12 protein-coding genes, 1 tRNA gene and 1 riboswitch are annotated in these 12044 nt (G+C 56.5%); of the genes, 1 reads left to right on the forward strand and 12 read right to left on the reverse strand.

Going from position 1 to position 12044, the window contains the following annotated elements; genetic code table 11:
• Window positions 1-28: 28 nt before the first annotated feature.
• Window positions 29-105, forward strand: a tRNA-Pro gene (locus HDF12_RS04320).
• Here HDF12_RS04320 and HDF12_RS04325 read toward each other — a convergent pair.
• The 12 genes from HDF12_RS04325 to hemG form a co-directional block, all read right to left on the reverse strand.
• Window positions 106-1221 (reverse strand): aminotransferase class I/II-fold pyridoxal phosphate-dependent enzyme, encoded by a 1116-nt coding sequence (locus HDF12_RS04325; RefSeq protein ID WP_179581379.1) that lies wholly within the window; start codon window positions 1219-1221, stop codon window positions 106-108.
• Window positions 1218-2171, reverse strand: coding sequence for an adenosylcobinamide-phosphate synthase CbiB (gene cbiB, locus HDF12_RS04330; protein WP_179581380.1), 954 nt, complete (start codon window positions 2169-2171; stop codon window positions 1218-1220). Before cbiB ends, HDF12_RS04325 begins: the two co-directional genes overlap by 4 nt.
• A complete protein-coding gene (locus HDF12_RS04335) occupies window positions 2168-3757 on the reverse strand; it encodes a cobyric acid synthase (RefSeq protein ID WP_257025340.1) in 1590 nt (529 codons plus the stop codon). The genes cbiB and HDF12_RS04335 overlap by 4 nt, the downstream gene beginning before the upstream one ends.
• 14 nt (window positions 3758-3771) lie before the next feature.
• Entirely contained in the window at window positions 3772-4455 is a 684-nt protein-coding gene (bluB, locus tag HDF12_RS04340) for a 5,6-dimethylbenzimidazole synthase (RefSeq protein WP_257025341.1), read from the reverse strand.
• Window positions 4452-5030, reverse strand: coding sequence for a cob(I)yrinic acid a,c-diamide adenosyltransferase (locus HDF12_RS04345; RefSeq protein WP_179581383.1), 579 nt, complete (start codon window positions 5028-5030; stop codon window positions 4452-4454). The genes bluB and HDF12_RS04345 overlap by 4 nt, the downstream gene beginning before the upstream one ends.
• Entirely contained in the window at window positions 5027-5854 is an 828-nt protein-coding gene (locus HDF12_RS04350; RefSeq protein ID WP_179581384.1) for a hypothetical protein, read from the reverse strand. The genes HDF12_RS04345 and HDF12_RS04350 overlap by 4 nt, the downstream gene beginning before the upstream one ends.
• Window positions 5855-5895: 41 nt before the next feature.
• Window positions 5896-6483, reverse strand: a complete 588-nt coding sequence (locus HDF12_RS04355; protein WP_257025342.1) for a histidine phosphatase family protein — start codon at window positions 6481-6483, stop codon at window positions 5896-5898.
• Entirely contained in the window at window positions 6480-7244 is a 765-nt protein-coding gene (gene cobS / locus HDF12_RS04360) for an adenosylcobinamide-GDP ribazoletransferase (protein WP_179581386.1), read from the reverse strand. Before cobS ends, HDF12_RS04355 begins: the two co-directional genes overlap by 4 nt.
• Entirely contained in the window at window positions 7241-8356 is a 1116-nt protein-coding gene (gene cobT / locus HDF12_RS04365; protein WP_373563840.1) for a nicotinate-nucleotide--dimethylbenzimidazole phosphoribosyltransferase, read from the reverse strand. The genes cobS and cobT overlap by 4 nt, the downstream gene beginning before the upstream one ends.
• A 6-nt stretch (window positions 8357-8362) precedes the next feature.
• Complete coding sequence (locus tag HDF12_RS04370) at window positions 8363-9754, reverse strand: cobyrinic acid a,c-diamide synthase CobB (protein ID WP_179581388.1); 1392 nt, start codon at window positions 9752-9754, stop codon at window positions 8363-8365.
• Window positions 9751-10296 carry a bifunctional adenosylcobinamide kinase/adenosylcobinamide-phosphate guanylyltransferase gene (gene cobU, locus HDF12_RS04375; protein ID WP_257025343.1) on the reverse strand — a complete coding sequence of 182 codons (546 nt, stop codon included), beginning with the start codon at window positions 10294-10296 and terminating at the stop codon, window positions 9751-9753. The genes HDF12_RS04370 and cobU overlap by 4 nt, the downstream gene beginning before the upstream one ends.
• Window positions 10297-10429: 133 nt before the next feature.
• Window positions 10430-10604, reverse strand: a riboswitch (cobalamin riboswitch).
• 26 nt (window positions 10605-10630) lie between these two features.
• Window positions 10631-12040: a protoporphyrinogen oxidase gene (gene hemG / locus HDF12_RS04380; protein WP_179581390.1), complete on the reverse strand. Its 1410-nt coding sequence runs from the start codon at window positions 12038-12040 to the stop codon at window positions 10631-10633.
• Between the last annotated feature and the right edge of the window lie 4 nt (window positions 12041-12044).

The following is a 12044-nucleotide window of genomic DNA, read 5'->3' on the forward strand; positions in this document are numbered from 1 at the left end:
AGGTTTGATGCGATAAACTAAACAGAGTCGGGGCGTAGCGCAGTCTGGTAGCGCATCTGGTTTGGGACCAGAGGGTCGGGGGTTCGAATCCCTCCGCCCCGACCATTATTCTTGTGTTTGCGCGAGCACGCGCTCCAGGCTGCGAACCAATCTCTCATTGTCTGCTTCCGAACGAACTGCAATTCGCAGGTGCCCTGCTGCGAGTCCGGTGAAATTTATGCAGGAGCGAAGCACTATGTGGTGCTCGACGATCATCTTCTCCCAAATGAGATGGACGTCTACCTCTGCGGCAAACCGCAGCAGCAAGAAATTCGTACTCGAGGGATAGGTAAAGATCTTCAAGCGAGCGAGTTCCTGCTGCAGCCAGGTCCGTCGTAAAACATTCTCCCGGCGAGCGTTCTCAGCATAGAGTTCATCCTGCAAAGCGGCACAAACTGCATCTGATGCCAATGTTGTAAGCGGCCATGGCGCAATCCTACGATTCAGACCCTCTATCGAAGAGTCATTGCTGACTGCGTAGGCGACTCGTAGCCCGGGAATCGCAAAGAATTTTGTAACTGAACGGAACGCAATTAAATTTTCCTGTTCAGCGGCAGCTCGTGTGAGGGACTGCGCTGGAGCGTAATCTATGAAGGCTTCGTCGAGCAGCACTTTGATTCCGTGCTTTGCGGCCATTTCTACCAGTCCTCGCATCTTGTCGGCTTCGCAAAGTACACCGGAAGGGTTCTGGGGATTCGCGAGCAGAAGTGCGTCACATCCATCGTCCAGCAGAGCTCGCACCAGGACGCCCGGATCGTACGAAAAGTTTTCTTCCTCGGAGAGATTGTAGGGAACCACCGCCACGCCTGCGTTCACGAGCGTTTGCCAATACTCGCTGAACGAGGGCACGGGCAGGAGACAGCGAGAAATCCTGAGCGAACGCAGAGTGGCTTCGAGCAGAGGTACAAAACCATTTGCTACAGCGATGTTTTTTTGCGAGCTATTCGAAGCTTCCGCAATTATTTTTTTGAGTTCGGTAAGTTCAAGATCGGGATATGCTGCCAGAGTGGCTGGGTCTGTGAGTGCGCGATGCAGCGCGGCGAGCGCGGATGCAGGGGGGCCGGCCGGATTTATATTGGCGCTGAAATCAACAAGCTGTTCCGCCGGGACTCCATATCGAGCAGCGATCTGACGAAGTTGCCCACCGTGTGCTGGCAAGAAGACCTGCGGAGGCTGTTTCATCTACGTCCCCGGCGCAGCAACAGTGCGGCAACTGCTCCAACGGCAGAGACGACTGCGACTATGCGAATTGCCTGTCTCGCCTTGAGTGCATTGGGAGGTGGAAAGCTAGCGCCGATGAAAGGCGCAGGCACCGGCTCTCCAGCATAGTAATTTCCCCCTCCCAGCCGAACCTGGAGGGCACCGGCCATGGCACTCTCTGGCTGCCCCGCATTCGGACTTTTGTGTTTCATGCCGTCGCGATGCCACGTCTCGATCGCAGACGAAGGACTTGCGTCTACAACTCCGGCGACGGTTGCAATTCCTAGAGCTGCCAATCGGGAGGGCAGAAAATTGGCAACATCATCCAGCCGCGCTGCCGCCTTTCCAAAGTAAAAATACCTATCATCTGCGTGGCCGATCATAGAATCGAGAGTGTTGATCGCCTTGTAGGCCATAGCGAGCGGAACCCCTCCGATAGCCATGTAAAAGAGTGGTGCGATGATGCCGTCCGAACTACTTTCTGCGACGGTCTCGATCACCGCCCGGCTGATCTCGTGTTGGTCGAGCGACTGCGTATCGCGACCGACGATCCGTGCCAGTCGTTGTCGCGCCTGACCATTGTCGCCTTCCTCCAGAGCGGTGACGACAGCAGAAGCCTCATCGTGCAGACTGCGCGATGCGAGGCACGTCCATGCGAGCAGCGTCTCCGCAACAAATCCCGACCTCCGGCCTCGTTTGTTCACCCAGTCGATGATTCTTGCCGTACCTAAATACACCGAAACGACCACGCCGAAGGTCAGCAATCCGCCCGTGGCAAACTCTGCTGCGGGAGTCTGCCGAGTCCTCCGCAGAATTCGCTCCCCTCCCTCGATTCCTCTGCCAATCAATCTAACGGGATGAGGGAACCATTCAGGATCGCCTGCCATCCAGTCGAATATATAAGCTGCTGCAACAACTCCTCGACTGCTCATCGCCCTACGCCTGCGCTTCGAAGTTGCGGATAGGTGTCTTCAAGAGGAACCTTGTAAGGCAGCCCCACCCAATCGAAGACTGTTTTTATATCGAGTGAACTCTCTACTTCACGCGCGAGCCGATTCAAGGAGTCTTCGCGAAGTTGCTTCCAGAGATTCATCTTTCTTGGCGAGGAGAGCTTGTGAAACCCACGAGCAGCGCCGAGAAACTGGTGGCGAAAGCTGTCTTCGTCGAAGATGCCGTGGAGATAGGTACCGAAGACGCGGGTGTCAGCGCAGATGCAACCGTCTCTGCTTATGCCGGACGGATCGGTCTCAGACGAAAGAGTTGAGAAATGCTTCGCTCCCGCTTCATATTCTGTATGTCCGATGTGAATCTCGTACCCGGAGACTCCGCTGTTCGCAACGGACTGTCCAAACAGAACTGCGGCCGCCAGCTGTCCCTTTGCGTTTCGAGTCACCTTCTCGGTTTGCATGATAGTGTGAATCGGAAGCAAACCAAGACCCGCAACTGATCCATTCCGCTCCATCCCAGTGGGGTCACTGATCGTTTTTCCGAGCATCTGCATGCCACCGCAGATACCTGCAACCAGACCTGTCTGCGCGTACTGCTTTATGGCAATCTCGAGACCGGATCTCTTCATCCATAGCAGGTCGTCCACAGTCTGCTTACTACCCGGAAGAATGACTACATCAGCCTGTTTGATTGCCTCTGCAGTGCGACAGAACAGAAGAGATACAGATGGCTCCGCACGCAATGAATCGAAGTCAGTGAAGTTCGAAAAAGAGGGCAGCGCAATCACTGATACCCGCAGAGCACGGTCTGTTGAGCTGTTTGACGCTTGTGCTGGTGTCCACTGAGTTTGAGTTGTAGCAGGCAAGCCCAGGCTGTCTTCTTCTTCGAGCATCAGCGAAGACAGGTGAGGAACGACTCCCACACATGGCTTTTGCACTCGCTCTTCCATCATTCGTATACCGGGCTCTAGAAGATTCGCATCGCCGCGAAATTTATTGATCGCGAATCCGCGAACGCGTTGGCGCTCGTCAGGCTCCAATAGTTCAAGCGTTCCAAGCAACGACGCGAAGACCCCTCCGCGATCTATATCCCCGACGAGCAGACAGCTCGCCTCGGCCATCTCTGCCATTCGCATGTTTGCAATATCATGTTGCTTCAGATTGATCTCTGCGGGCGATCCAGCGCCCTCCAGAATAATCACCTGATACTCAGAGGCCAGGGAATCATAGCTCTCGCGGACCACTGGCAGCAGCTCTTCTATGCGCCGTCGATGATAGTCCGCTGCCGTGACACGTCCCCAGATCTTTCCGCGTACAACCACCTGAGAAGAATGATCGCCAGACGGCTTGATCAAGATAGGATTCATGTGAACCGAAGCCGCGACACCGGCAGCCTCTGCCTGCAAAGCCTGCGCTCGGCCAATCTCAAGACCTTCAATCGTTGCCGCAGAGTTCAACGACATGTTCTGAGATTTGAACGGCGCGACACGATACCCGTGCTGCGCAAAGATGCGACACAGAGCGGTGGTCATCAACGACTTGCCGACATGGGAGCCTGTGCCCAGAACCATAATCGCACGCGCCCTCATGATGCCGTCCGTCCTTCATCCCATTTGCTGTCGTATTGGTCCAACGAGAGCACGCTCTTCAGTGGTGTTCTCTTTTCCCAGCCCGCGCGCTCCAAATCCGGCGTCGTTGAAAACGCATCCACATATCCCAGGCAGAGATAAGCGACCGGAGTTATATGGACGGGAATCTTCAGCGCCTCGCGCAACAAAGCTGGTTCGAGAATACTCACCCAACCGACGCCAACTCCCTCAGCCCTCGCAGCGAGCCACAGATTCTGAATCGCGCAGACGGCCGAGTAGATCGCGGTCTCAGGCATCGTCCGCCGCCCCAACTGATGCCCCTGGCTACTCTGCGAATCACACACGATGCACAGATTCTGCGGCGCTTCTAAAATTCCTTCGAGTTTCATTCCTGCATAGCTCTGTTGCTGTTCTCCTTTGTAACCGGCCCGTGCCTGCTCGTTTGCTCCGAGAAAAATCTGATGGACCCTCTGGCGCACGGCGAGTTCGCGCACAACGATAAATCGCCACGGCTGCATCAGGCCGACAGAAGGCGCATTGTGTGCGGCCTCCAGGAGCCGATGTAGAAGTTCATCTGGGATCAGCTCTGGCAGAAAGCCGCGACGCACGTCTCTCCGTTCGCGGATCGCCCGGTAAACCGCCCGTCGCTCACTCTCATCGAAGCCTGTAGCCTTCGTCATTTCCATGCTCTTGACCACTTCGGTCCCGCGGTATCTCCGCTGCGCAACCGTGCATCCACGCCTGCTTTGACTTCAATGAGTCTGCCGAAGAGCCAGATCACATCGGATAAGCGATTGAGGTAAGAGAGTATTTCCGGCTTGAACTCTACGCCGCTGTTTGCAAGTCGAACCGCGTTTCGCTCTGCCCGGCGGCAAACAGTGCGTGCGACCTCAAAAGCCGCCGATTCTGTATGTGCGCCTGGTAGCGACCAGTCGGAAAGTATGCCTTCGGTCGCCTCGATCTGATGAACGAGATTGGTCAGCATATCAACGTCCTCAGTCAAGACAGATGGTGGACTTTTCTTGCTCTCTGGAGGAGTAGCCAGCGCAGACCCCACTCGAAACAGTGTGCGTTGAATTGTCTCGGTCCAATCGTGAATCTCTTTGTTCGTGCAGATGCTTCGGGCAAAGCCCAGAGTCGAGTTCAACTCGTCGACTGTGCCATAGGCCTCAACGCGCAAGTCAGCCTTCGAGATACGAATCCCGCCGGCAAGTCCTGTCTCGCCTCCATCTCCTCGTTTTGTTGCGATGCTCATAGTCTTTCCCCTTGTCCTTCTTGAATTTCGTCAAACGGCTCCAGCGACTCTTCCACACGAATACGAATGACCTTGCGAAGAGCGGTTCTCTCGTAGCGCAGAATCATGCTGCTATCAAGAAAATCCGTGACCCGCGGAGGACGATCGGAGAACAGCTGCTCATCATGGAAGAACCATGGGGTCGTCGCACCCAGCTCCTCGATGCTCCGCGCATAGATCACAACGGCTGGTATCCGATCTACTCCCGCCTGTAGCAGATGGTAGGCGCGATGATAGCCGTCGCGCAAAAACCACCGCCCGCGTAGTTCAGCCACTTCGAAGAAAGGGCTGCCGCCATAGAGTGAAAGTGGCAAAGCCCCACATCCGCTTGTCTTCGGAGTAAACCGCAGTTGGAGGTCAGGATTGTTCGAGTGCAGGCTAATATCCAAACGGTCAGTATCGCTGCCGTTATGAACCAGAAGATGCTCGGTGCTGCGTTGCGAACTGACTGCGAGCGAGATCAATCCGGGCCAATCACCTTGTTTTGGCGTGAACGAAGCTTGCCGCGAAGGGCTAAAGATCAACCTGCGCTGAAATGCAAGCAAGAGGCGCAGGTCGACCACGCCCAGCGTCCAGTCAAGGCTCTGATACTCCAAGTGCAAGTCTTCGCGTTGCGTTGCCATCGCGAGCAAAGGTTGAATGTCTCGTGTTTCTTGCTCGAGCAGGGCGTTTGTAGTTGCGTAACGATCGCGTTCGGCTAATCTCGTGTTTGCTCGTCTAATTCGAGCAGCCAACTCTGTCGAATCGAAACCTGCGGCGCCGTCGCGGTAGGAATATTCATCCAAACCCCAGGCTATCAACTCATGCACGTCAACCTTAGGGGAGGTCATAAGTGTGCTCCAATGACCTGGCCCCGGAGCGAGAGTGCGACACTATGACGAACGATGGCACAGTAAGTCTTAGTCTGCCTCCAGGCATCGGCCTGATTGCAGTTGTTCAGCGAACACAGCACAGTCCTCAGCACCCCGGCGTGAGTCACAACCGCGATGCTTTGCTCTGCTGCCTTTGTAGACAAGAATTCCACTTCATTCAACACGCGCTGTTCAAAGTGTCTGAAAGCTTCCCCGTCAGGGGCGGCCAGCATCGGGTGTTTCGCTATCCATTGACGCGCATAAACCGCGTCCCGTTGCTCAATCTCTTTCCAGCTAAGACCCTCCCATGTGCCGAAGTTGATCTCGCGCAGTGTTGGACGGACATTGCACTCGACCCCGAATGCCTCGGCGATCGCGTTGGCAGTCGATGAGGCGCGACGCAGATCGCTCGTGTAAACAATCTCGATACTCTCCTCGCGAAGCCTGTTGATCAGTTCGGAGATCTGTTCACGTCCCCGCGCATTAACCTCAGGGTCAGAGTGACCGCAGAAGGTTCCGGCCATATCTGTCTCGGCATGACGAATGAAGAGGATTCCGCTCATGCGATCCATACTCCACAGAAGTAAACCGCGATTTCAGTGAGCTGATTGGTCGCACCGAAGCAGTCGCCGGTTACGCCATCGATCTTTCGATAGTAGAACCACCCGCTCAATACCACCACGAGGAGAGAGGCGAGAAGCGGCTCCGTGGAAGCACCCCGAAGAGCGAAGACCACGACCGCAGCAGCGAAGATCGAACCAAATAACAGTGAAGGTAGAGATGTAAGTCGAGCGATGCGCGCACCTTGTCCCTCCTGTTTGCGAGCAGGGGGAAGAAAATAACTTAGTGGAAGGGAACTCCATCGGCAGAGTACATGGGCCGAGATGACGTATGCGGCAAAGTGCTCCATCGGCATCGAAGACAGCAGCAGATAGCGCGCCAGTAAAGACAGGACAAGTGCGGTTGCGCCATAACTTCCAATTCTGCTGTCTCGAAGGATCGCCAATACCCGATCCTTCGTCCATCCACCACCGAACCCGTCTGCAGTATCCGCAAGGCCATCTTCATGGAGGAAGCCGGTAATCAACACAAGGTAAGTCAACACGACTACCGCGACGAGTGGACGAGCCAGGTGCGACGTCAGCAGCTTTTGCAGCAGCACGGCTCCTGATCCGACGACCAGTCCAACCAGCGGAAAGAATTTGACGGCACGCGAGAGGGAATCGGACTCGAACGCTATTTCAGGCATGGGAATTCGCGTGAGGAACTGAGAGGCGACCACAAGCTCTTCACCAAGTCTCCGAATCTGTTTTGCTGCCGTCAATCCTTAGCCTCGCTCACCCCAGCAGATTCAAACGTCGCCATCTGGTTGTAGAGGCACATTGCTGATTCGAGAATCGGCATAGCCAGGACCGCGCCGGCGCCTTCGCCGAGCCGCATATTTAAAGTCAGAATCGGCTTCAATCCCAGGTAGTCCAGGAGTGCCTGGTGTCCAGGTTCTTCGGATTGATGCCCAGCAAAAAGATAGCCGCGCACCTGCGGCACCATCGCAAACGCAATCGCCGCTGCTGCCGTCGAGATGAACCCGTCGACAACGATTGCCACTCCATGCCGCGCCGCGCCGAGTATGAAACCTGTCATCGCGGCAATTTCCAATCCGCCGACGATACGGAGTACATCGACTGGATCAGGCAGAGTATGGCCTCCCGCTTCACCGAAATACTTCTGCAAAACCGCTTCGATGATCCGGCGCTTGTGCTGCAACGCCTCGGTATTCACGCCGGTCCCTTTGCCGGTCGTCACCTCAACCGACCTCCGGGTAAGGAGAGATGTGATGGCGCTCGCCGCCGTGGTATTTCCGATGCCCATCTCTCCGACAGCGACTAAGCTGTGGCCCTTCGCCTTCGAATCGTCTGCGAGGTTCAATCCAACGTTGAGAGCTTCTATCACTTCCTCTCTGCTCATCGCCGGCTCTCGCATCATGTTGCGCGTTCCTCGGCGCACTTTTCGATGCAGCAAACCATCAATCCGATCGAAATCCGCATCAACGCCTACATCGACTACGTTCATCTCTACACCATGAAGTTTCGCAAGCACATTGATAGCCGCACCATGAGCAAGAAAGTTGAGCACCATCTGCCGCGTCACTTCGCTTGGATACGCACTGACGCCCTCAGCGGTGACTCCATGATCGGCGGCAAAGACGTACACGGCCTTTTGCAACGGCTTCGCATAGTTTTGCTGTCGAATCGACACCATCTGGGCCGCGAGATCTTCGAGCCGACCGAGGCTACCCAGCGGCTTCGTCAATGCATCCAAATGCACTCGCGCTCGCGCAAGCCATTGTTGACTTGGCACTTCGATTGTCGACGTGATTTTAGGATCGATTAATTGAGTTGATGCGTTCACCCATCCCTCCAGACCCAGAGTCTGCACGCCGCCTCACTTCGTCACCGCCTGCGGCATTCGCGCTCGTCGAACTGCAGCGACAAAATCTCTCGCGATCTTAGTGTTCGCTCGCAGGTGTAGATGGACATAACTGGCCAGCACATTGCCTTGACGGAACCCTTCAAGCTCTTCTTTCCCGGACATTGAGTATTGCACGCGATAACATGTTGCCGCTTCTCCCCGCGAGACGATACAGGAGTAGTGAAAGCTATGCCCGCGCACAGTTGTCCCCTTCACGCCCAGCAGACAGTCTTCAGTGAACTCTACGGTGACGTATCCAAACTGTACGAGCTTACCGGTCATCTGCATCGAGAGTGGCAGCACGTCAGCCATTGCGAAGGTCTCTCCGCTGGCGGTGCTAAGGCTCTTGGACAGATAAATCATTCCACCGCACTCCGCATAGACCGGTCTTCCCGAAGCAGCGAAGGCACGAACATCATCCAGCATGCTCCGATTGTTGCTCAACTGTTCTGCATGGAGTTCGGGATATCCTCCTCCTAAGTAGAGTCCGTCCAGTCCTGTTGGAAGACACCTATCGTGCAGTGGACTGAACTGAACGATCTCGGACCCCTGTTCGCGCAGTAGATCCAGATTGTCCTCGTAATAGAACGAGAAAGCGTGATCCGATGGCACGCCGATTCGCACAGCTTCTTCAGATTGCGAGTGCCTCACGCCTGAATCCTGATCCTCGTTCAGCTTCAAACCGCACTGGAGTTCAAGCAAACGATCAAGATCGAAGAACCTTTCTGCAAGCGCAGCCAGTGTGTCGATCGCAGTATCATCTTCAGTCGCAGCCTCAGCTGCACCCTGCAGGCCTAGATGCCGCTCGGGAATTGCGATCGTCTGATCACGGGGCAGCCAACCCAGAATCTTCGTCCTGCACGAGGTCTCAATCGCCGCCCGCAGCATCTCGTAGTGCCTCTCGGTCGCAACGCGATTCAAAATCACACCCGCAAGCCGCAAATCCGGATCGAACATCTCAAAGCCGAGCAGAACCGCAGCGATGCTCCTCGCTGTCTTCGCAGCGTCGACAACCAGCACCACAGGCAGCTTTAGCAGCTTGGCGATCTCCGCAGTGCTACCTGCTTCGGTGTTCCCGCTCTTTCCGTCGAACAACCCCATCATACCTTCAGCGACTAGAACATCCACACCGCGCGCGACACTGCGCAGAACACTGCGATTAGCCTCTTCGCTTAGCATCCACGTATCAATGTTTCGAGCTTTTCGGCCGCAAATTCGCGTGTGATGTCCAGTATCCAGAAAGTCGGGTCCACATTTAAATGGCTGCACAGCGAGCCCACGTCGTCGGAGCCCCGCCATAATCGCCAGTGCAACCGTCGTCTTGCCAACGCCGCTAGCGGTGCCCGACACTAACAGGCCTCTCACAGCGTCACCTCAAGATGTCCCTTCAAGGCAAGCGGCAGTCCCGCCACCATCAACACAACATCATCGGCAACTCTTGCCACGCTTTGATTGATCTCGCCCAGCAGATCGCGATATCGCCGCCCCAGGGGATACGCCGGCACCACGCCACTGCCTACCTCGTTCGAAACCAGCACCACTGAACAACTTGCCGACCGCAACGCCTCACATAAAGCCTCGACGCGCCGATCCACAGCCCCCCGATCGTCACCTTCGGCCTCAAGAAGATTCGCTGCAAAGATCGTCAGGCAATCAACCACCATCACATCGCAGCTGGATCCCCGCTGCGCCAGCACCTGAACCAGCTCCAGTGGCTCCTCCACGGTGATCCACTCTGCCGGCCGCTCTTCGCGATGCCGTTCGATCTTCCTCTGCATCTCGTCGTCCGAGACCTTCGCCGTCGCCACAAAGATCACGCGGCTCTCTCGCTCTGCAAGCTGTTGCGCATAACGGCTCTTGCCGCTGCGAACGCCACCAAGAACGAGTGTCACGGAACTCTGGCGCATCTCCTGCATCGTTAGCTCCTCGCCCGGCATCTTTCGAAGCAATCGAGCAGAGCGGGATGAATTTTAGGCAGCGCTCGGGCAGACTCTTACAGTCGGCGAGAATGCTCTCCAGCTCTCCCAGCGAAGCTGAATCAAGCCTGATCGGCCACCAGCAGGTCTCCTGACTTACGCTTCGTCGAGCTCTGACTCACCTTCCCAGGACGAATCCCAGTGGCTTAGTACCAATCGTCAAAACTCTCAGCGCTTACAGTTACGGGGTAGCGACGGATTCACACCGTCTTCCCAACACCAGTGTAGAAAAAGACTATCCCGGTCATTGCGCCGGGTCAAATCTTTACAACTCCGCGACCTCAGCTAGACCTTCGCTCTTCCTTGCCATCCGCCGCGCCGCAACCCGAGCATCGCGCACCAGATCGGGCACGCCCACGCCATGATACCCGTTGCCGAGCAACCACAATCCGTCGAGCGCGCTCACTCGCTCATCGAGCTTCTTCATCCGCTCCAGATGTCCCACTGCGTACTGCGGAAGACTGCGAGGCCAACGTCGCACCACAGTGACCTGCGGCTCCGGCAGCGGACCCAGAATCCTCGCCAGCTCCATCCGCGCCACAGCGGCTGTCTCGTCATTACCGCACCGCATCAGCCGTTCGGCCGCTTTCCCGCCAAAGAAGGCTCGCACCAGCCGTCCTCCCTGCGGTACCCGGTCTTCAAACTTCTGATCGACAAAGGTACCCGCAAGCAGCAGACTATCGGAGCCTGGCGGCACCAGAAAGCCGAACCCGGGCGGAACAGGAAACTTCGCGGCGTCAGGAAATCCAAATGCCGCTACCACCGCAGAGCTTGTGTCCATCTCCATCAAAGGAGCGACCTCGGGGTCCACCGGAGACAGTAGGGAACACGCAACATCGACCGGCGCAGCCATCATCACTGCGTCGAAACGTTCGACACCTCGCGCCGTTCCTACCAGCCATCCCTCTTCGCCGTACGAGATGAACCTTACCTCCGCGAGCAGTCGAACCCAATCCTCAGGAATCGCAGCGATCATACGATCCACCAGCGTTCCCATGCCGCTCCTCAATGTTGTAAACACGGAGTGTCTCTTTGCCGCAACACTCGCCTGCAATGCGCCTATCAAACTGCCGCGCTCCCGCTCCATCGCGACAAAGGGAGCCATCACCGCACGCACGCTCAACTTCGTCACATCGCCGCCAAACACGCCGCTCAGAAGGGGTGCTCCTATCTTTGCCAGCACCTCATCTCCAAAATGGCGGCGAACAAACTCCGCAACGCTCTCGTCCTGGTCAGGGGCGGCCTCACGCAACTCCTCTGCTCGTCCCATCTCTTCGTGATACGCCAGCTTCGCCGCAGCGCTGAACATATCCGAAGCATCCATCGCATCGAGATCGACCGGCACCATCATCCGCATACCATCCGGCATCGCCTGCAGCTTCTTGTCCACCAGCACATAGGTCTTGCGCGTCGCGTCATTCGACGGCATCACTTCATTGCCCAGGCCAAGCTCTTCTGCCAGCTCCCGCGCCCACGGCTTCTCCGTCACCCACGCATCGGGCCCGCATTCAATGACGAACCCGCCTTCATGAACCGTCTCGATGATTCCACCCAGTCGCGTCGAGGCTTCGAACAACACCACCTGCAACGATGCGCCGTTGCGCGCCAGACGCGCCAACTCGTACGCCGCCGCCAGCCCGGCCACCCCGCCGCCAACAATCGCAACGCGCTTCATCTTC

This window comes from Tunturiibacter gelidiferens (assembly GCF_013410115.1).
GTDB lineage: Bacteria > Acidobacteriota > Terriglobia > Terriglobales > Acidobacteriaceae > Edaphobacter > Edaphobacter gelidiferens.